Annotated in this window: 16 protein-coding genes and 3 tRNA genes; 17 read left to right on the top strand and 2 right to left on the bottom strand. The window is 68.8% G+C overall.

Translation table 11 applies throughout. The features are described 5' to 3' along the window. Nucleotides 1-348: 348 nt before the first annotated feature. The 6 genes from ACOV8S_RS17525 (at nt 349) to ACOV8S_RS17500 (ending at nt 3,061) form a co-directional block, all read left to right on the top strand. A tRNA-Thr gene (locus ACOV8S_RS17525) sits at nt 349-421 on the top strand. A gap of 46 nt (nt 422-467) precedes the next feature. After that, nucleotides 468-540: transfer RNA gene (locus ACOV8S_RS17520), tRNA-Met, on the top strand. A 91-nt stretch (nt 541-631) separates the two neighbouring features. Beyond that, nucleotides 632-796, top strand: coding sequence for a 50S ribosomal protein L33 (gene rpmG / locus ACOV8S_RS17515; protein WP_046706212.1), 165 nt, complete (start codon nt 632-634; stop codon nt 794-796). 140 nt (nt 797-936) lie between these two features. Next, on the top strand, nt 937-1,389 hold the full coding sequence (locus ACOV8S_RS17510) for an FAS1-like dehydratase domain-containing protein (protein ID WP_448318694.1): 453 nt from the start codon (nt 937-939) through the stop codon (nt 1,387-1,389). A gap of 5 nt (nt 1,390-1,394) precedes the next feature. Then, the gene (locus tag ACOV8S_RS17505) at nt 1,395-1,823 is read left to right on the top strand and encodes a MaoC family dehydratase (RefSeq protein WP_448318899.1); all 429 of its coding nucleotides are present in this window, start codon (nt 1,395-1,397) and stop codon (nt 1,821-1,823) included. A 182-nt stretch (nt 1,824-2,005) separates the two neighbouring features. Next, the gene (locus tag ACOV8S_RS17500; RefSeq protein WP_448318693.1) at nt 2,006-3,061 is read left to right on the top strand and encodes a UDP-N-acetylmuramate dehydrogenase; all 1,056 of its coding nucleotides are present in this window, start codon (nt 2,006-2,008) and stop codon (nt 3,059-3,061) included. A 93-nt stretch (nt 3,062-3,154) separates the two neighbouring features. Here ACOV8S_RS17500 and ACOV8S_RS17495 read toward each other — a convergent pair whose 3' ends face one another. Further along, on the bottom strand, nt 3,155-4,180 hold the full coding sequence (locus ACOV8S_RS17495; RefSeq protein ID WP_448318692.1) for an adenosine deaminase: 1,026 nt from the start codon (nt 4,178-4,180) through the stop codon (nt 3,155-3,157). A gap of 156 nt (nt 4,181-4,336) precedes the next feature. Then, nucleotides 4,337-5,563 (bottom strand): pyridoxal phosphate-dependent aminotransferase, encoded by a 1,227-nt coding sequence (locus tag ACOV8S_RS17490; RefSeq protein ID WP_448318691.1) that lies wholly within the window; start codon nt 5,561-5,563, stop codon nt 4,337-4,339. A 297-nt stretch (nt 5,564-5,860) separates the two neighbouring features. Here ACOV8S_RS17490 and ACOV8S_RS17485 point away from each other — a divergent pair. From ACOV8S_RS17485 to ACOV8S_RS17435, 11 genes are all read left to right on the top strand, one after another. Beyond that, nucleotides 5,861-5,933: transfer RNA gene (locus ACOV8S_RS17485), tRNA-Trp, on the top strand. A 108-nt stretch (nt 5,934-6,041) separates the two neighbouring features. Continuing rightward, nucleotides 6,042-6,317 carry a preprotein translocase subunit SecE gene (gene secE, locus ACOV8S_RS17480; RefSeq protein ID WP_351110744.1) on the top strand — a complete coding sequence of 92 codons (276 nt, stop codon included), beginning with the start codon at nt 6,042-6,044 and terminating at the stop codon, nt 6,315-6,317. Nucleotides 6,318-6,558: 241 nt separating this feature from the next. Then, on the top strand, nt 6,559-7,428 hold the full coding sequence (nusG, locus tag ACOV8S_RS17475; RefSeq protein ID WP_448318689.1) for a transcription termination/antitermination protein NusG: 870 nt from the start codon (nt 6,559-6,561) through the stop codon (nt 7,426-7,428). A gap of 163 nt (nt 7,429-7,591) precedes the next feature. Next, complete coding sequence (gene rplK, locus ACOV8S_RS17470) at nt 7,592-8,026, top strand: 50S ribosomal protein L11 (RefSeq protein ID WP_108954835.1); 435 nt, start codon at nt 7,592-7,594, stop codon at nt 8,024-8,026. Between the two features lie 72 nt (nt 8,027-8,098). Then, the gene (gene rplA / locus ACOV8S_RS17465; protein WP_351110740.1) at nt 8,099-8,824 is read left to right on the top strand and encodes a 50S ribosomal protein L1; all 726 of its coding nucleotides are present in this window, start codon (nt 8,099-8,101) and stop codon (nt 8,822-8,824) included. A 222-nt stretch (nt 8,825-9,046) separates the two neighbouring features. Continuing rightward, complete coding sequence (locus tag ACOV8S_RS17460) at nt 9,047-9,964, top strand: hypothetical protein (protein WP_448318688.1); 918 nt, start codon at nt 9,047-9,049, stop codon at nt 9,962-9,964. A 490-nt stretch (nt 9,965-10,454) separates the two neighbouring features. Next, the gene (rplJ, locus tag ACOV8S_RS17455) at nt 10,455-10,985 is read left to right on the top strand and encodes a 50S ribosomal protein L10 (protein ID WP_351110736.1); all 531 of its coding nucleotides are present in this window, start codon (nt 10,455-10,457) and stop codon (nt 10,983-10,985) included. A 150-nt stretch (nt 10,986-11,135) separates the two neighbouring features. Then, on the top strand, nt 11,136-11,516 hold the full coding sequence (rplL, locus tag ACOV8S_RS17450) for a 50S ribosomal protein L7/L12 (protein ID WP_448318687.1): 381 nt from the start codon (nt 11,136-11,138) through the stop codon (nt 11,514-11,516). A 665-nt stretch (nt 11,517-12,181) separates the two neighbouring features. Beyond that, nucleotides 12,182-15,667 (top strand): DNA-directed RNA polymerase subunit beta, encoded by a 3,486-nt coding sequence (gene rpoB, locus ACOV8S_RS17445; RefSeq protein WP_108954830.1) that lies wholly within the window; start codon nt 12,182-12,184, stop codon nt 15,665-15,667. A gap of 102 nt (nt 15,668-15,769) precedes the next feature. Beyond that, complete coding sequence (locus tag ACOV8S_RS17440; RefSeq protein WP_351110730.1) at nt 15,770-19,669, top strand: DNA-directed RNA polymerase subunit beta'; 3,900 nt, start codon at nt 15,770-15,772, stop codon at nt 19,667-19,669. Between the two features lie 171 nt (nt 19,670-19,840). Next, entirely contained in the window at nt 19,841-20,380 is a 540-nt protein-coding gene (locus ACOV8S_RS17435) for a DUF1707 and DUF4190 domain-containing protein (protein WP_448318686.1), read from the top strand. Nucleotides 20,381-20,529: the final 149 nt, after the last annotated feature.

Raw genomic sequence — 20,529 nt, 5'->3', positions numbered from 1 at the left:
CGGGTTGGGCTGCTGGGGAGGCGGCTGGCTGTCGGACATCGCGTTCCTGGGGGTCCGGATCCGGGTGCTGCTGCGGGGAGGACGCCGAGGGGCGGCCCTGGAGAAACGATCACGTGGAGTGACCGAGCCTAGGGCGGCGACCCGCCGAGCCCGGGGAGGAGCGCAATAGTCGTACCGGCGTGGTGCCACCGGTGCGGGAGCCGTGGTGCCACCGGTGCGGGAGCCCTCTCCCGTGGGGCGGGGAGGGCCGTGGGGCGGCCGGGTGGCCCCTTCGGGACATCCCGGCGCAGGACGCCGGGAAACGGATTTGGGGGATCGGCGGACGACCGTGTAATGTCTTCCTCGCTCGCCCCAATAGCTCAGTCGGTAGAGCGTCTCCATGGTAAGGAGAAGGTCTACGGTTCGATTCCGTATTGGGGCTCTGGTGAGAGAGGTCCCCGCCGTGAGGCGGGGTCCGATCGATCCGCAGCGGTGTAGCTCAGTCGGTAGAGCAAGCGGCTCATAATCGCTGTGTCACCGGTTCAAGTCCGGTCACCGCTACTCTTAGTAGCCGATTGCGGGGTCGGTCCTTCAGTCGGCTACTATTTTTCTGTCTTAGTTCGTACTATCCGTTCGTCAAGGAGCACTTCACGTGGCTGCCACCGACGTCCGCCCGAAGATCACGCTGGCCTGCGTGGAGTGCAAGGAGCGGAACTACATCACCAAGAAGAACCGGCGTAACAACCCGGATCGCATGGAGATGAAGAAGCACTGCCCGCGTTGCAAGGCGCACACCGCGCACCGCGAGACGCGATAAATCAGGCTCGTACGTGAGGCCGTCCCCGTCAGGGGGCGGCCTTTCGTCGTTCCCCACGGCGTCCGGCCGTCCCGCCCCGGGGCGCGCCCCGCCGTGCATAGGGTTACCGCAGCAAGCACAGGCAGCAGGAGGTGGCGCCCATGGCGCTGGACCAGTCGTTCGTCGGGCGGAGCTACCCGCCCACCGACCCGTACGAGGTCGGGCGGGAGAAGATCCGCGAATTCGCCGCCGCCATCGGCGACCCCAACCCGGCGTACACGGATCCGGAGGCCGCCAAGGCCCTCGGCCACTCCGACGTGATCGCGCCGCCGACCTTCGTCTTCCTCGTCGCCTTCAAGGCCGCCGGGCGCGTGATCCACGACCCGGAGCTGGGACTCGACTACAGCCGCGTGGTCCACGGCGACCAGAAGTTCGCCTACCGCCGCCCGGTGCGCGCCGGTGACCGGCTCACCGTGACCACCACCATCGACGCCATCAAGTCGCTGGCCGGCAACGACATCCTGGACGTGCGCGGCGACGTGCACGACGAGTCCGGCGAACTCGTGGTGACCGCCTGGATCAAGCTGGTGGCCCGCGCCGCCGAGGAGGGATGACGAGGATGACGGCCAAGGTCGCGTACGCCGACGTCGAGGTCGGCACCGAACTGCCCGCGCAGGTCTTCAAGCTGTCCCGCGCCACGCTGGTCGAGTACGCCGGCGCGTCCGGCGACTTCAACCCGATCCACTGGAACGAGAAGTTCGCCAAGGAGGTCGGGCTGCCGGACGTCATCGCGCACGGCATGCTCACCATGGCCGAGGCGGCCCGTGTGGTCACCGACTGGACCGGCGACCCGGGCGCGATGGTCGAGTACGGCGTCCGCTTCACCAAGCCCGTCGTGGTCCCCAACGACGACGAGGGCGCGACGGTCGAGGTCAGTGGCAAGGTCGCGGCCAAGCTCGACGACAACCAGGTTCGGGTGGACCTGACCGCGATGTTCGCCGGGCAGAAGGTCCTCGGCATGTCCCGCGCGGTCGTCCGCCTCGCCTGAGCCCGGCGCGGTTCCGGGGCCGGGTCCTCCGCCCGGCCCCGGGCCCGGACGCCCGCCAGGGCCGCCCGACGCCCGCCGTGGCCGCCCGACGCCCGCCATGGCCGCCGGACGCCCGTCGTGGCACCCGGGCCGGGCGGCGACGCCTCCGCGTCCCGTCCGGGCCGCCGCGTAGGCTAGGCGGCGTGCAGGAACGACATGACGCCCCGCTCGCCCCGCTGACCACCTTCCGTCTCGGCGGCCCGGCCCGTCGGCTGGTCACCGCGACCACCGACGCCGAGGTCGTGGAGGCCGTCCGCGAGGCCGACGCCTCCGGCACGCCGCTGCTCGTGATCGGGGGCGGCTCCAACCTGGTCGTCGGCGACAAGGGCTTCGAGGGCACCGCCCTGCGCATCGCCACCAGCGGTTTCTCCCTGGACGGCACCAGCCTGGAGCTGGCCGCCGGCGAGGTCTGGTCGGAGGCCGTGGCGCGCACCGTGCGAGCCGGTCTGGCGGGCATCGAGTGCCTGGCCGGCATCCCCGGCTCCGCGGGCGCCACGCCCATCCAGAACGTCGGCGCCTACGGCCAGGAGGTCTCCTCCACCATCACCGAGGTGATCGCCTACGACCGCGCCGCCGGCGCGACGGTCGCCCTGAGCGGCGAGGAGTGCGGCTTCTCGTACCGGCACAGCCGCTTCAAGGCGGACCCGGACCGATACGTCGTGCTGCGCGTCCGCTTCGAGCTGGAGGACGCCGGGGGCATGTCCGCCCCGCTGAAGTACCCCGAGACGGCGCGCGCCCTGGGTGTCGAGGCCGGCGAGCGGGTGCCGCTGGAGCAGGCCCGCGAGACGGTGCTGAAGCTGCGCGCGGGCAAGGGCATGGTGCTCGACGCCGAGGACCACGACACCTGGTCCGCCGGGTCGTTCTTCACCAACCCGATCCTCGACGACGCCGCCTTCGCGGCCTTCCGCGAGCGGGTGCGCGAGCGCCTCGGCGACGAGGCGACGCCGCCGGCGTACCCGGCGGGGGAGGGGCGCACCAAGACCTCCGCCGCCTGGCTGATCGACAGGGCGGGCTTCACCAAGGGCTACGGCAGCGGCCCCGCGCGCATCTCCACCAAGCACACGCTGGCCCTCACCAACCGCGGCTCCGCCACCACCGAGGACCTCCTCGCCCTCGCCCGCGAGGTCGTGGCCGGGGTGCGGGAGGCGTTCGGCGTCACCCTGGTCAACGAGCCGGTGATGGTGGGCGTCGGCCTCTGAGGCCACCGCCCCACGACCACCACGTCCCTGCCTCCACCGCCCCCACCTCCCGGGGGCCGCCGGCACGTCACTCCGGCGTGGTCAGCCGGCACGTCACGCCGGCGTGGTCAGCCAGGTGTCGATGCCGGCCAGCAGCCGGGAGCGGACCCCCGGCGGCGCGGCCGAGCCGCGGACGGACTGACGGGCCAGCTCGGCAAGCTCCGCGTCGGTGAACTCGTGGTGCTCCCGGGCGAACTCGTACTGCGCGGCCAGACGCGAGCCGAAGAGCAGCGGGTCGTCGGCCCCCAGCGCCAGCGGCACCCCGGCCTCGAACATGGTGCGCAGCGGGACCTCCTCCGGCTTGTCGAAGACGCCCAGCGCCACGTTGGAGGCGGGGCAGACCTCGCAGGTGATCTGCCGGTCCGCCAGCCGCTGCATCAGCCGCGCGTCCTCCGCGGCGCGCACGCCGTGGCCGATGCGGGTGGCCTCCAGGTCGTCCAGGCAGTCGCGCACCGAGGCCGGACCGGTCAGCTCACCGCCGTGCGGGGCGGCCAGCAGACCGCCCTCCCTCGCGATCGCGAACGCCCGGTCGAAGTCGCGGGCCAGGCCGCGCCGCTCGTCGTTGGAGAGCCCGAAGCCGACCACGCCGCGGTCCGCGTACCGGACCGCCAGCCGGGCCAGGGTCCGCGCGTCCAGGGGATGCTTCATGCGGTTCGCCGCCACCAGCACCCGGATGCCCAGACCGGTCTCCCGGGAGGCCGAGTCCACGGCGTCCAGGATGACCTCCATGGTGGGGATCAGCCCGCCCAGCCGCGGTGCGTAGGAGGTGGGGTCCACCTGGATCTCCAGCCACCCGGACCCGTCCCGGACGTCCTCCTCGGCGGCCTCCCGGACCAGCCTGCGGATGTCGTCCTCGTCCCGCAGGCAGCTCCGGGCGGCGTCGTAGAGCCGCTGGAAGCGGAACCAGCCGCGCTCGTCGGTGGCCCGCAGCTGCGGGGGCTCCGCCCCGGTCAGCGCGTCCGGCAGACGGACGCCGTGCTTGTCGGCGAGCTCGAGAAGGGTCTGGGGGCGCATCGAACCGGTGAAGTGCAGGTGCAGATGAGCCTTCGGCAGCTTGGTGAGATCACGTACGCGCTCCATTGCCGAATCCTGCCGCACACCCATGCGTCTCTCCTACCCAGTTCCCCTTTCGAGACCTTGCCCGAACGGAAAATCGGTCCGGCAGGCGCCGCGCACAGACGGAGCGGGGCGGTACGTGAGGTCACGTACCGCCCCGCCCGCTCGCCTACGACCGGCTCAGTCCTGGGCCTCGGCCAGCAGCTTCTGGATGCGGCTGACGCCCTCGACGAGGTCCTCGTCGCCGAGCGCGTAGGAGAGCCGCAGGTAGCCCGGGGTGCCGAAGGCCTCGCCCGGGACGACCGCGACCTCCACCTCCTCCAGGATCAGCGCGGCGAGCTCGACCGAGTTCTGCGGACGGCGGCCGCGGATCTCCTTGCCGATCAGCGCCTTCACCGACGGGTAGGCGTAGAACGCGCCCTCCGGCTCCGGGCAGACCACGCCGTCGATCTCGTTGAGCATCCGCACGATCGTCCGGCGGCGGCGGTCGAACGCCTCGCGCATCTTCTCCACGGCGGCCAGGTCGCCGGAGACGGCGGCCAGCGCGGCGGCCTGGGCCACGTTGGAGACGTTGGAGGTGGCGTGCGACTGCAGGTTGGTCGCGGCCTTCACGACGTCCTTGGGGCCGATGATCCAGCCCACCCGCCAGCCGGTCATCGCGTACGTCTTGGCGACGCCGTTGACCACGATGCACTTGTCGCGCAGCTCGGGCAGCAGGGCCGCCAGCGAGGTGAAGACGGCGTCGCCGTAGACCAGGTGCTCGTAGATCTCGTCGGTGAGCACCCACAGGCCGTGCTCGACGGCCCAGCGGCCGATCGCCTCGGCGTCCTCACGGCTGTAGACCGCGCCGGTCGGGTTGGAGGGGGAGACGAACAGCACGACCTTGGTGCGGTCGGTGCGCGCCGCCTCCAGCTGCTCGACCGAGACCCGGTAACCGGTGGTCTCGTCGGCCACCACCTCCACCGGCACGCCGCCGGCCAGCCGGATCGACTCCGGATAGGTGGTCCAGTACGGGGCCGGGACGATGACCTCGTCGCCCGGGTCCAGGATCGCGGCGAAGGCCTCGTAGATGGCCTGCTTGCCGCCGTTGGTCACCAGCACCTGCGAGGGGTCGACCTCGTAGCCGGAGTCGCGCAGCGTCTTGGCGGCGATCGCGGCCTTGAGCTCGGGGAGACCGCCGGCGGGGGTGTAGCGGTGGAACTTCGGGTTCTTGCAGGCTTCGATCGCGGCCTCGACGATGTAGTCCGGCGTCGGGAAGTCGGGCTCGCCGGCGCCGAAGCCGATCACCGGGCGCCCGGCGGCCTTCAGGGCCTTGGCCTTGGCGTCGACGGCGAGGGTCGCGGACTCGGAGATCGCGCCGATGCGGGCGGACACCCGGCGCTCGGTCGGAGAGGTAGCTGCGCTCATGACCGCCATGGTTTCAGAAAGGAAACACCGGCGGCATCCAGGTTCGCGGAGTGAACAAGGGGTGCACACGCGTGCCCATCCGCGTGCCCGTCCGGGTCCTCGGCCGGGAGCCGTGGAGGAGGCTCGGGGGAGGTGTGGAGGACGTTGGCGCCGACGTCCTCGCGGGACGCGGAATTTTCTGTTCGACGCGGAGGCCGAGAGCACGTACACTCTCACCTCGTTGGAAGCCGACGGACCGCGTCGATCAGGATCTTGCGAGAGACCCGAGACCATGCGGTAGGTTGGTGGACACCACAAAGGGTCGTAGCTCAATTGGTAGAGCACTGGTCTCCAAAACCAGCGGTTGGGGGTTCAAGTCCCTCCGGCCCTGCTACACACACCTAGCCAGGTTGTGTGCGCATGACAGTATTGCCAGACACCGCCGTGCGGCTCATACCGGGCTCGTGCACGGCACGATCCGGGATTCAGGTGAGGACGAGTGACGGACGCCGTGGGCTCCATCGACATGCCTGATGCCCAGGACGAAGAGAAGAAGCCGCGCAAGGGCGGCAAGCGCGCCAAGAAGGGCCCGCTGAAGCGCCTCGCGCTCTTCTACCGCCAGATCGTCGCGGAGCTTCGCAAGGTCGTCTGGCCCTCCCGCAGTCAGCTCACCACGTACACGACAGTCGTGATCATATTCGTGGTGGTCATGATCGGACTGGTCACAGTGATCGACTTCGGCCTCGACGAGGCCGCCGGCTGGGTCTTCGGCTGACCCGCCCGAACTGACACCGCACAGCAGACAGGGCGTCGTGAAAACGGCGCCCTTGTTCGCGTCCCGGCCTGGTGTTCATGAACGCCTGACAGGGACGAATCGTCCGCTAGGCTGAAGGCCAGTGTTCCGCTGGACCGTCGATTCCTCCCCCGCGAGGGGGCGAGGCGGGGAGCGCCCCTCGCGGGAGGCGGCGCCGGCGGAACGGCATCAACCCCCATGTACCCAGGAAGAAGCAGCCACCGTGTCTGACCCGAACCTGAACGACGCCAGCGAGTCGGTCGAGGCCGTCGAGGACGAGCTCGAGATCGTCGAGGGCGCGGACACCGAGGACACCGAGACCTCCGCCGAGGTCGAGGCTGCCGACGCCGACGTCGAGGAGGCGTCCGAGGACGCCGCCGACGAGTCGGAGACCCCCGCCGACGCCGTCGAGGCCGCCGCGGACGAGGACGGGACCGACGACGACGGGACCGACGAGGACACGGCCGACGAGGTCGTGGACCCGGTCGCCGCCCTCCGCGAGGAACTGCGCACCCTGCCCGGCGACTGGTACGTCATCCACACGTACGCCGGTTACGAGAAGCGCGTGAAGGCCAACCTCGAGCAGCGTGCCGTCTCGCTGAACGTCGAGGAGTTCATCTACCAGGCCGAGGTGCCCGAGGAAGAGATCGTCCAGATCAAGAACGGCGAGCGCAAGACGGTCAAGCAGAACAAGCTGCCCGGCTACGTGCTCGTCCGCATGGATCTGACGAACGAGTCCTGGGGTGTCGTCCGCAACACCCCCGGTGTCACCGGCTTCGTGGGCAACGCCTACGACCCGTACCCGCTGTCGCTGGACGAGATCGTGAAGATGCTCGCTCCGGAGGCCGAGGCCAAGGCCGCCCGCGAGGCCGCCGAGGCCGAGGGCAAGCCGGCGCCGCAGCGCAAGGTCGAGGTCCAGGTCCTGGACTTCGAGGTGGGCGACTCGGTCACCGTCACCGACGGCCCCTTCGCCACCCTGCAGGCGACGATCAACGAGATCAACGCCGACTCGAAGAAGGTCAAGGGCCTCGTCGAGATCTTCGGCCGCGAGACCCCGGTCGAGCTGTCCTTCGACCAGATCCAGAAGAACTGATCCAAAGTCTTCCGAAACAGGTCGGACGGCACACTTCGGTGGCCGTCTGACCTGCTCGGTTTTCAGCCGCACATGGATACCCGTTATCGTGGTGCGGTATGCCTCCATCCGGCTGAATCGGATGGTTGGCTCAACCTCTCACTAAGACCCGGAGAGAGAGCACATGCCTCCCAAGAAGAAGAAGGTCACGGGGCTCATCAAGCTCCAGATCAATGCCGGCGCGGCCAACCCGGCCCCGCCGGTCGGCCCCGCGCTGGGCCAGCACGGCGTGAACATCATGGAGTTCTGCAAGGCCTACAACGCCGCGACCGAGTCGCAGCGTGGCTGGGTCATCCCGGTGGAGATCACGGTCTACGAGGACCGTTCCTTCACCTTCGTGACCAAGACTCCGCCGGCCGCCAAGATGATTCTCAAGGCCGCGGGTGTGGAGAAGGGCTCCGGCGAGCCTCACAAGACCAAGGTCGCGAAGATCACCGACGCGCAGGTCCGTGAGATCGCCACGACCAAGATGCCCGACCTCAACGCCAACGACATCGACGCCGCCGCGAAGATCATCGCCGGCACCGCCCGTTCCATGGGCATCACCGTCGAAGGCTGACCACCCCCGTAGTTGACGTGGGAGGGCCTGCTCGGCCCCTACCACGACTCCTCTCAGTACTCAGGAGCAGAAGTGAGCAAGCGCAGCAAGTCTCTCCGCGCTGCGGACGCCAAGATCGACCGGGAGAAGCTCTACGCCCCGCTCGAGGCCGTCCGTCTCGCCAAGGAGACCTCCACGACCAAGTTCGACGGCACCGTCGAGGTCGCCTTCCGTCTGGGTGTCGACCCGCGCAAGGCCGACCAGATGGTCCGTGGCACCGTGAACCTTCCGCACGGCACCGGTAAGACCGCCCGGGTCCTGGTCTTCGCGACCGGCGACCGTGCCGAGGCCGCGCGTGCCGCGGGCGCCGACATCGTCGGCTCCGACGAGCTCATCGACGAGGTCTCCAAGGGCCGCCTGGACTTCGACGCCGTCGTCGCCACCCCGGACCTCATGGGCAAGGTCGGCCGCCTCGGCCGCGTGCTCGGTCCGCGTGGTCTGATGCCGAACCCGAAGACCGGCACCGTCACCATGGACACCGCCAAGGCCGTCACCGAGATCAAGGGCGGCAAGATCGAGTTCCGGGTCGACAAGCACTCGAACCTGCACTTCATCATCGGCAAGACGTCCTTCGACGACACCAAGCTGGTGGAGAACTACGGCGCGGCGCTGGAGGAGATCCTCCGTCTGAAGCCGTCCGCCGCCAAGGGTCGTTACATCAAGAAGGCCGCGATCTCCACGACGATGGGTCCCGGCATCCCGCTGGACTCGAACCGTACGCGGAACCTCCTCGTCGAGGAGGACCCGGCCGCGGTCTGAGCCTGACGCTCACCGCGACGGTCCTTTTCCGGTGGCCCCGTCCCCCTTTCCGGGGGGCGGGGCCACCGGCGTTTTCCGGGGGCCGGGCAGTGTTTCCGGCGGACGGCAGTGTGGGTGTTGTCAAGAGTGCCCGGAAAAGGCTGATGCGGTGTCGGCGGGTGTCTCTAGTGTGGAGGGGACGTCACACCCGCACATCCGCACCAAGATCCCGGGGGGATCATCATGAACCTTCGCACCCGCCGCTCGCTGGCCTCCCTGGCCGCGGTCACCGCCCTGGTCGCCGGCGCCACCGCCTGCGAGGAGCAGGACGCGGCCAAGGGCAGCAAGCCTGCCGCCGCCGAGGAGAAGGGCGGCGGCGACGCGGTCTCCGCGCTGACCGCGGCGTTCAAGAAGACCTCCGAGGTCAGGACCGCCCACCTTGAGATGACGATGACCGTCCCCGGCGCGCAGGGCGGCGAGATCACCATGAGCGGTGTGCAGGGCTGGGACCCGGCGCTGCTCGACGTGACGATGTCGGGCGGGGCGCTCGGCGGCGGACAGGCGGGGGCTCCCGACGAGATCCGCGCGGTGATGGTCGACAACGTCATGTACATGGACATGGGCAAGGCCGCCTCCGCGGAGATGGACGGCAAGCGCTGGATGAAGCTCGACTACACCGAGATCGGCAAGGCCGCCGAGGAGGCGGGCGGGGCCGAGGCGGGCGGGCTGTCCGGCGCGATGAACGAGAACATGAACCAGGACCCGACCGAGTCGCTGGGCATCCTGCTGGAGTCGCCGAACATCCAGAGCCTCGGCTCGGAGAAGGTCAACGGCCTGCAGGCCGAGCACTACAAGGGCACGGTGCCGGTCAAGGAGATGATCGACTCCAACAAGGCCTTCGCCGAGCTCGACAAGGAGCAGCGCGACAGGCTCGCGGCCACCGTCGAGCAGGCCGGTGTGAAGTCCTACGAGATCGAGGTCTGGGTGACCGAGGACGACCTGCCGACCCGGATGAACGTCGTCATGGACTCCGCCGTCGGCGAGATGAAGATCAAGATGGACCTGTCGGACTTCGGGACCAAGGCGAAGGTGACCGCCCCGCCGGCCTCCGAGACCTTCGACCTGGCCGAGATGATGTCCGGCGCCGGCGCCGGCGCCTGACCGGTCGGGCGACCGCGTCACGGGCGAGCGCCGTCGGCCGCCACGGCCGGCGCGCTCGCCCTGGTGCCCTCGTGCCGGTGCTCGCGCTCCCGGCCTGCCAGGAGCGGGCCGGGACCCGGGTCGCCCTCCTGCTGGAGTCGCCCCGCCCCAGCGGCCTGGACGCCGGGCGGGCAGGCCCCGGGCACGGCGCCGGAGTCGCCTCGTCCGGGCCGTCCGGGGCGGATTTGCTCCACGGCGGTGCACTCGCGTACTCTTCCGAGGAAGCCAAAGACCGCTGGTCGTTGCCGTGCACTCGCATGAGGGCGCGGTGGCCGAAGGATCCGCTGAAGTGCGGACGACCCGCGTAGGTGATCGTGGAGTAGTTCCCGGAGCGGCGTGAGCCGAGACGGTCGAGCTGAGCCCCGTGCGCCTGCGCATGGGGCGTTTCGTTTTTCCCAGTCCTCCTTCGGGTCCGCGCGGTCCGAATCACCCGGAAGGAGGCCGAGGCTCTATGGCGAGGCCCGACAAGGCTGCCGCGGTTGCCGAGCTCGTGGACGCGTTCCGCAGCTCCAACGCCGCCGTGCTGACCGAGTACCGCGGTCTCACCGTGGCACAGCTCAAGCAGCTGCGCCGTTCGCTCGGTGAGAACGCCCAGTACGCCGTGGTGAAGAACACGCTGACCAAGATTGCGGCCAACGAGGCCGGGATCTCCTCGCTCGACGACCTGTTCAACGGTCCGACGGCGGTCGCCTTCGTCACCGGTGACCCGGTGGAGTCGGCGAAGGGTCTCCGTGACTTCGCCAAGGAGAACCCGAATCTCGTCATCAAGGGCGGTGTCCTTGACGGCAAGGCGCTGTCCGCCGACGAGATCAAGAAGCTTGCGGACCTCGAGTCCCGCGAGGTTCTGCTGTCCAAGCTGGCCGGTGCGTTCAAGGGCAAGCAGTCCCAGACTGCCTCGCTCTTCCAGGCGCTCCCGTCGAAGCTCGTCCGCACCGTGGACGCGCTTCGTGCCAAGCAGGACGAGCAGGGCGGTGCCGAGTAATTCGGCTCGCTTTCTGATCCTCGCCGCCCACTCCTGAGACCAGCTGGTCGCAAGGACGCCGCGGCACGGATCAACAGCGGGCCCAACGTACGCCCGCCTCACCCAGTACATCCGGCACCACCTGCCGAATTGAGTGGAAGGACCGCCATCATGGCGAAGCTCAGCCAGGAAGACCTGCTTGCCCAGTTCGAGGAGATGACCCTCATCGAGCTCTCCGAGTTCGTGAAGGCCTTCGAGGAGAAGTTCGACGTCACCGCCGCCGCGGCCGTCGCCGCCGCCCCGGCCGGCCCGGCCGCCGCCGCCGAGGTCGCCGAGGAGAAGGACGAGTTCGACGTCATCCTCACCGGTGCCGGCGACAAGAAGATCCAGGTCATCAAGGTCGTGCGTGAGCTGACCTCCCTCGGCCTGAAGGAGGCCAAGGACCTCGTCGACGGCACCCCGAAGCCCGTCCTCGAGAAGGTCAACAAGGAGGCCGCGGAGAAGGCCGCCGAGTCCCTCAAGGGCGCCGGCGCCTCCGTCGAGGTCAAGTAAGACCTTCCGGGTCCGCAGGGATCCCCGCTCGGCCGTCACAGTCTCCGCGTGAGCGGGCTGTAACGCTCAAGCACTGAAGAGCGATCACCCAAGTGGGTGGTCGCTCTTCGGCGTTCCACGGGCCGCCCGGCGGGCTCCTTGCGGTGTCCGTGGCTCGGGGTAAGGTGATCTTCGCCGTGCCCGGGGGAGTCCCGCACGCAGTGCTTTCCGGTGGCCGTGGCAGCGCGCCGCCGGAGAACAGCCGGGCGGCGGGGAGCCCTTGACGAACCGCACGCGGCGCGCGATTCTCAGTTCGCGCCGCGACACGATCCGTAATCCGAGGCATGGATCGGCGGCGAAGAGGGCAGTATCACCGTGCGTTGACGGCAGGGGGATATCGCTCCCGCCCGAGGCGTCGTCGAAGACGGTGTCGAGACAAGGTGAGAACAGCGAGGGTCAGCGGCATTCGTGGGGTTCGCGCATACCCGCACTGGACATCAGTGAGCCATGTGGCTACACTGACCCTTTGCGCTGCCTGTTAGCTGCCCCCTGCCCGTCACCAGGGGTCTGCCCCGCTCGAGCCAGGAAGGCCGGACCGTCCCGACCTGGGACGTTGTCCACTCTTCCTCTCCTCTGCGGGGGCCGGTACGCGCGTAGTGAGTCCGAGCCCTCGGAAGGACCCCCTCTTGGCCGCCTCGCGCACTGCCTCGACCGCGAATACGAACAACGGTGCCAGCACCGCCCCGCTGCGCATCTCCTTTGCAAAGATCAAGGAGCCCCTCGAGGTTCCGAACCTTCTGGCGCTGCAAACCGAGAGCTTCGACTGGCTGCTCGGCAACGACGCGTGGAAGGCTCGCGTCGAGGCGGCTCTGGAGTCAGGTCAGGACGTCCCCACCAAGTCCGGTCTGGAGGAGATCTTCGAGGAGATCTCCCCGATCGAGGACTTCTCCGGGTCGATGTCGCTGACCTTCCGCGACCACCGTTTCGAGCCTCCGAAGAACTCCATCGACGAGTGCAAGGAGCGCGACTTCACGTACGCGGCCCCGCTCTTCGTCACCGCCGAGTTCACCAACAACGAGACCGGCGAGATCAAGTCCCAGACGGTCTTCATGGGCGACTTCCCGCTCATGACCAACAAGGGCACCTTCGTGATCAACGGCACCGAGCGTGTCGTGGTCTCGCAGCTGGTCCGTTCCCCCGGTGTCTACTTCGACTCGTCGATCGACAAGACGTCCGACAAGGACATCTTCTCCGCCAAGATCATCCCCTCCCGGGGTGCCTGGCTGGAGATGGAGATCGACAAGCGCGACATGGTCGGTGTCCGCATCGACCGCAAGCGCAAGCAGTCGGTCACCGTGCTGCTCAAGGCCCTCGGCTACACCACCGAGCAGATCCTCGAGGAGTTCGGCGAGTACGAGTCGATCCGCGCCACCCTGGAGAAGGACCACACCCAGGGCCAGGACGACGCGCTGCTGGACATCTACCGCAAGCTGCGTCCGGGCGAGCCGCCGACCCGTGAGGCCGCGCAGACGCTGCTCGAGAACCTCTACTTCAACCCCAAGCGCTACGACCTCGCCAAGGTCGGCCGCTACAAGGTCAACAAGAAGCTGGGCGCCGACGCCCCGCTCGACGCCGGCATCCTGACCGTCGAGGACATCCTCTCGACGATCAAGTACCTGGTGAAGCTGCACGCCGGCGAGACCGAGACGGTCGGTGACAACGGTTCGACCGTGGTCGTCGAGACCGACGACATCGACCACTTCGGCAACCGCCGCCTGCGCAACGTCGGCGAGCTGATCCAGAACCAGGTCCGTACGGGTCTCGCCCGTATGGAGCGCGTCGTGCGTGAGCGCATGACCACCCAGGACGTCGAGGCGATCACGCCGCAGACCCTGATCAACATCCGGCCGGTCGTCGCCTCCATCAAGGAGTTCTTCGGCACCAGCCAGCTGTCCCAGTTCATGGACCAGAACAACCCGCTGTCGGGTCTGACCCACAAGCGCCGCCTGTCGGCGCTGGGCCCCGGCGGTCTGTCCCGTGAGCGGGCCGGCTTCGAGGTCCGAGACGTCCACCCGTCGCACTACGGCCGCATGTGCCCGATCGAGACCCCTGAAGGCCCGAACATCGGTCTGATCGGCTCGCTCGCCTCCTACGGCCGCGTCAACGCGTTCGGCTTCGTCGAGACCCCCTACCGCAAGGTGGTCGACGGCCAGGTCACCGACGACGTCGACTACCTGACCGCCGACGAGGAGGACCGCTTCGTCATCGCGCAGGCCAACGCCCCGCTGACCGACGAGATGCGGTTCGCCGAGGCGCGCGTCCTGGTCCGCCGCAAGGGCGGCGAGGTCGACTACGTCGGTGGCGAGGACGTGGACTACATGGACGTCTCGCCGCGCCAGATGGTGTCGGTCGCGACCGCCATGATCCCGTTCCTCGAGCACGACGACGCCAACCGTGCCCTCATGGGCGCGAACATGATGCGCCAGGCCGTGCCGCTCATCAAGAGCGAGGCCCCGCTCGTCGGCACCGGCATGGAGTACCGCTCCGCCGTGGACGCCGGCGACGTGGTCAAGGCCGAGAAGGACGGTGTGGTCCAGGAGGTCTCCGCGGACTACATCACCACGGCGAACGACGACGGCACGTACATCACGTACCGCCTGGCCAAGTTCTCCCGCTCCAACCAGGGCACCTCGGTGAACCAGAAGGTCATCGTCAACGAGGGCGACCGGATCATCACCGGTCAGGTCCTCGCCGACGGCCCGGCCACCGAGAACGGCGAGATGGCCCTCGGCAAGAACCTGCTCGTGGCGTTCATGCCGTGGGAGGGTCACAACTACGAGGACGCGATCATCCTGTCGCAGCGCCTCGTGCAGGACGACGTCCTCTCCTCGATCCACATCGAGGAGCACGAGGTCGACGCCCGTGACACCAAGCTCGGCCCCGAGGAGATCACCCGGGACATCCCGAACGTCTCCGAGGAGGTCCTGGCCGACCTCGACGAGCGCGGCATCATCCGCATCGGCGCCGAGGTCATCGCCGGCGACATCCTGGTCGGCAAGGTCACGCCCAAGGGCGAGACCGAGCTGACGCCGGAGGAGCGCCTGCTGCGCGCCATCTTCGGTGAGAAGGCCCGTGAGGTCCGCGACACCTCGCTGAAGGTGCCGCACGGCGAGACCGGCAAGGTCATCGGCGTGCGCGTCTTCGACCGCGAGGAGGGCGACGAGCTGCCGCCGGGCGTGAACCAGCTGGTCCGCGTCTACGTCGCGCAGAAGCGCAAGATCACCGACGGTGACAAGCTCGCCGGCCGTCACGGCAACAAGGGCGTCATCTCGAAGATCCTGCCGATCGAGGACATGCCGTTCCTGGAGGACGGCACCCCGGTCGACATCATCCTCAACCCGCTGGGTGTGCCGTCCCGAATGAACCCGGGACAGGTGCTGGAGATCCACCTCGGCTGGCTCGCCAGCCGCGGCTGGGACGTCTCCGGCCTGGCCGACGAGTGGGCCCGTCGCCTCCAGGCGATCGGCGCCGACGCCGTCGAGCCCGGCACCAACGTCGCCACCCCGGTGTTCGACGGCGCCCGCGAGGACGAGCTGGCCGGCCTGCTGCAGCACACCATCCCGAACCGCGACGGCAACCGCATGGTCCTGCCGTCCGGCAAGGCGAGGCTGTTCGACGGCCGCTCCGGCGAGCCGTTCCCGGACCCGATCTCGGTCGGGTACATGTACATCCTCAAGCTGCACCACCTGGTCGACGACAAGCTGCACGCGCGTTCGACCGGCCCGTACTCGATGATCACCCAGCAGCCGCTGGGTGGTAAGGCCCAGTTCGGTGGCCAGCGCTTCGGCGAGATGGAGGTGTGGGCCCTCGAGGCCTACGGCGCCGCCTACGCGCTCCAGGAGCTGCTGACGATCAAGTCCGACGACGTGACCGGCCGCGTGAAGGTCTACGAGGCCATCGTCAAGGGCGAGAACATCCCTGAGCCCGGCATCCCCGAGTCCTTCAAGGTGCTCATCAAGGAGATGCAGTCCCTTTGCCTCAACGTGGAGGTGCTGTCCAGCGACGGTATGTCCATCGAGATGCGTGACACCGACGAGGACGTCTTCCGCGCTGCGGAGGAGCTCGGCATCGACCTGTCGCGGCGCGAGCCGAGCAGCGTCGAAGAGGTCTGACGGGAGTCCGGCGCGGGGCCTGCCCTTGAGGCCGGCCCCCGCCGATCCCGCGACCCCCGTTTCAGACCACAGACTTACAACCCTGAGAGGGATTGACGCATAGTGCTCGACGTCAACTTCTTCGACGAGCTCCGGATCGGCCTGGCGACCGCTGACGACATCCGTCAGTGGAGCCACGGCGAGGTCAAGAAGCCCGAGACGATCAACTACCGCACGCTCAAGCCGGAAAAGGACGGGCTCTTCTGCGAGAAGATCTTCGGCCCCACCCGGGACTGGGAGTGCTACTGCGGCAAGTACAAGCGCGTCCGCTTCAAGGGCATCATCTGTGAGCGCTGCGGCGTCGAGGTGACCCGCGCCAAGGTGCGCCGTGAGCGGATGGGCCACATCGAGCTCGCCGCCCCTGTCACCCACATCTGGTACTTCAAGGGCGTTCCGTCGCGGCTGGGCTACCTGCTCGACCTCGCCCCGAAGGACCTCGAGAAGGTCATCTACTTCGCCGCGTACATGATCACGTACGTGGACGAGGAGCGTCGTCAGCGCGACCTGCCCTCGCTGGAGGCCCACGTCTCCGTCGAGCGCCAGCAGATCGAGAACCGCCGTGACGCGGACCTCGAGGCCCGCGCCAAGAAGCTCGAGAACGACCTCGGCGAGCTCGAGGCCGAGGGCGCCAAGGCCGACGTGCGCCGCAAGGTGCGCGACGGCGCCGAGCGCGAGATGAAGCAGCTCCGTGACCGCGCCCAGCGCGAGATCGACCGCCTCGACGAGGTGTGGAGCCGCTTCAAGAACCTCAAGGTCCAGGACCTCGAGGGCGACGAGATGCTCTACCGCGAGCTGCGTGACCGCTTCGGCACGTACTTCGACGGCTCGATGGGCGCCGCCGCGCTGCAGAAGCGGCTGGAGTCCTTCGACCTCGAGGAGGAGGCCGAGAAGCTCCGCGAGATCATCCGCACCGGCAAGGGCCAGAAGAAGACCCGCGCGCTCAAGCGCCTCAAGGTCGTCTCCGCGTTCCTGCAGACCAGCAACAGCCCCAAGGGCATGGTGCTCGACTGCGTGCCGGTCATCCCGCCGGACCTGCGTCCGATGGTGCAGCTGGACGGTGGCCGCTTCGCGACCTCCGACCTGAACGACCTGTACCGCCGCGTCATCAACCGCAACAACCGCCTGAAGCGGCTTCTCGACCTCGGCGCGCCCGAGATCATCGTGAACAACGAGAAGCGCATGCTCCAGGAGGCAGTGGACGCGCTGTTCGACAACGGCCGTCGTGGCCGGCCGGTCACCGGTCCGGGCAACCGTCCGCTGAAGTCCCTGAGCGACATGCTCAAGGGCAAGCAGGGCCGTTTCCGTCAGAACCTGCTCGGCAAGCGTGTGGACTACTCCGCGCGTTCCGTGATCGTCGTCGGTCCGCAGCTGAAGCTGCACCAGTGCGGTCTGCCGAAGGCGATGGCGCTGGAGCTCTTCAAGCCGTTCGTGATGAAGCGCCTGGTCGACCTGAACCACGCGCAGAACATCAAGAGCGCCAAGCGCATGGTCGAGCGCGGCCGCACGGTCGTGTACGACGTGCTCGAAGAGGTCATCGCGGAGCACCCGGTTCTGCTGAACCGTGCGCCCACGCTGCACCGCCTCGGCATCCAGGCCTTCGAGCCGCAGCTGGTCGAGGGCAAGGCCATCCAGATCCACCCGCTCGTCTGCACCGCGTTCAACGCGGACTTCGACGGTGACCAGATGGCCGTCCACCTGCCGCTCTCCGCGGAGGCGCAGGCCGAGGCGCGCATCCTGATGCTCTCCTCGAACAACATCCTCAAGCCCGCCGACGGCCGTCCGGTGACGATGCCGACCCAGGACATGGTCCTCGGTCTGTTCTTCCTCACCACGGACGCCGAGGGCCGCGGGCCCAAGGGCGAGGGCCGCTCGTTCGCGTCCGTCGCCGAGGCGATCATGGCCTTCGACGCCGGTGAGCTCTCGCTCCAGGCCGAGGTGGACATCCGCTTCCCGGTCGGCACCATGCCGCCCCGCGGCTGGACCCCGCCGGCCCGCGAGGAGGGCGAGCCCGAGTGGCAGCAGGGGGACTCGTTCCGTCTGCACACCACGCTGGGCCGCGCGCTCTTCAACGAGCTGCTGCCCGAGGACTACCCCTTCGTCGACGAAGAGGTGGGCAAGAAGCAGCTCTCCGAGATCGTCAACGACCTCGCCGAGCGCTACCCCAAGGTGATCGTGGCGGCGACGCTCGACAACCTGAAGTCGGCCGGTTTCTACTGGGCGACCCGTTCCGGTGTCACCGTGGCCATCTCCGACATCGTCGTCCCGGACGCGAAGAAGGAGATCGTCGCTTCGTACGAGGCCAAGGACGAGAAGGTCCAGAAGCAGTACGAGCGCGGTCTGATCACCAAGGAAGAGCGCACCAACGAGCTCATCGGGATCTGGACCGAGGCGACCAACAAGGTCGCCGAGGCCATGAACGAGAACTTCCCGAAGGTCAACCCGGTCTCGATGATGGTGAACTCGGGCGCACGAGGCAACATGATGCAGATGCGTCAGATCGCCGGTATGCGTGGCCTGGTGTCCAACGCCAAGAACGAGACGATCCCGCGTCCCATCAAGGCCTCGTTCCGTGAGGGCCTGTCCGTGCTGGAGTACTTCATCTCCACCCACGGTGCCCGTAAGGGTCTGGCGGACACCGCTCTGCGTACCGCCGACTCGGGTTACCTCACCCGTCGTCTGGTGGACGTCTCGCAGGACGTGATCATCCGCGAGGAGGACTGCGGCACCGAGCGCGGTCTCAAGCTGAAGATCGCCGAGCGCGACGAGGCGGGCGTCTTCGCCAAGGTCGGCAACGTGGAGACCTCGGTCTACGCACGCTGCCTCGCCGAGGACATCGTCGTCGACGGCAAGGTGCTCGCCCCGGCGGGCGTCGACCTCGGTGACGTCCTCATCGAGCAGCTGGTCCGCGCCGGCGTGGAGGAGGTCAAGACCCGCTCGGTCCTGACCTGTGAGTCCGCCGTCGGCACCTGCGCCATGTGCTACGGCCGCTCGCTGGCCACCGGCAAGCTGGTCGACATCGGTGAGGCGGTCGGCATCATCGCCGCCCAGTCCATCGGTGAGCCCGGCACCCAGCTGACGATGCGTACCTTCCACACCGGTGGTGTGGCCGGTGACGACATCACCCAGGGTCTGCCGCGTGTCGTCGAGCTCTTCGAGGCCCGTACCCCGAAGGGTGTCGCCCCGATCTCCGAGGCCGCCGGCCGCGTGCGGATCGAGGAGACCGAGAAGACCAAGAAGATCGTCGTCACCCCGGACGACGGCAGCGACGAGATGCCCTACCCGATCTCCAAGCGCGCCAAGGTCCTGGTGTCCGAGGGCGACCCGGTCCAGGTCGGCCAGCAGCTGACCATGGGTGCCACCAACCCGCACGACGTGCTGCGCATCCTCGGCCAGCGTGCGGTCCAGGTGCACCTGGTCGGCGAGGTCCAGAAGGTCTACAACTCGCAGGGCGTGTCGATCCACGACAAGCACATCGAGATCATCATCCGGCAGATGCTGCGCCGCGTGACGATCATCGAGTCCGGCGACGCGGAGCTGCTGCCGGGCGAGCTGGTGGAGCGCTCGAAGTTCGAGACCGAGAACCGTCGTGTGGTCCAGGAAGGCGGCCACCCGGCCTCCGGCCGTCCGCAGCTGATGGGTATCACCAAGGCCTCGCTGGCGACCGAGTCGTGGCTGTCGGCGGCGTCCTTCCAGGAGACGACCAGGGTCCTGACGGACGCGGCGATCAACGCCAAGTCCGACTCCCTGATCGGCCTCAAGGAGAACGTCATCATCGGTAAGCTCATCCCGGCCGGTACGGGTCTGTCCCGCTACCGCAACATCCGGGTCGAGCCGACCGAGGAGGCCAAGGCCGCCATGTACTCGGCGGTGGGCTACGACGACATGGACTACTCGCCGTTCGGCGCCGGCTCCGGCCAGGCGGTGCCGCTGGAGGACTACGACTACGGTCCGTACAACCAGTGAGCGAACCGCGCTGAGCGGTAGGTCCGCGTGACCTGAGGGCGGTCACCCCCGTGGGGGTGGCCGCCCTTCGGCATGTCCCGGGAGTGGGCCGGACGGGGGAATCCGGGCGGGGAGGGAACCGGGAGCCCGGCGGCGGGCGTTTTACCGTCCAAGGAGAGGGGTGGTGCCGATATGTCCATGCAGCCCTGGTCCCCGTACGCGGGGGGCAGTCCGATGCTGGCGTCGACGGCCGACCGCGAGCGCGCGGTCGACGTGCTCCGCGCCGGGTACGCAGAGGGGCGGCTCGGCAAGACCGAGTTCGAGCAGCGGGTGGCCCGGGCCTACGTGGCCCGCACCCAGGCGGAGCTGTCCGGCCTGGTCGCCGACCTGCCGCAGGGGCCCGTCTCCGCCCCGCCGGCGGCGCACTCCTACGGGCCGCCGCCCGTGCGGGGCTCCTTCGGCGCCGCTCCGCCGGTCCTCGGGGCGGCCCCCTACCCGGGCACGACCAACGGCAAGGCGATAGCCGCGATGGTGCTCGGCATCCTGACGGTGATGTCCGCGGGGCTCACCAGCATCCCGGCGGTGGTGCTCGGCCACCAGGCGCGCGCGGAGATCCGCGCCTCGGGTCAGCAGGGCGACGGCTGCGCGGTGGCCGGCCTGGTGCTGGGCTGGATATGGATCGCCGGGTGGAGCGTCTACTGGCTGGTGGCGCTGATCGCCGCGGCGAACTGATCGGCGCGGCGAACTGGTCGGCGCGGTGAGCCGAGTGCGGCGGTGACCCGAGTGCGGCGGTGGATCGGGCGTCGCGCTGAACCGACGAGGACGGCGCACGCCGCGGTGGTCGGCCGACGTGGCGGGTCGCGGCGTGCGCCGTCCTCGTC

It is taken from the genome of Streptomyces sp. CO7, from assembly GCF_053474865.1.
This window is presented reverse-complemented; position numbering and strand designations above follow the sequence as displayed.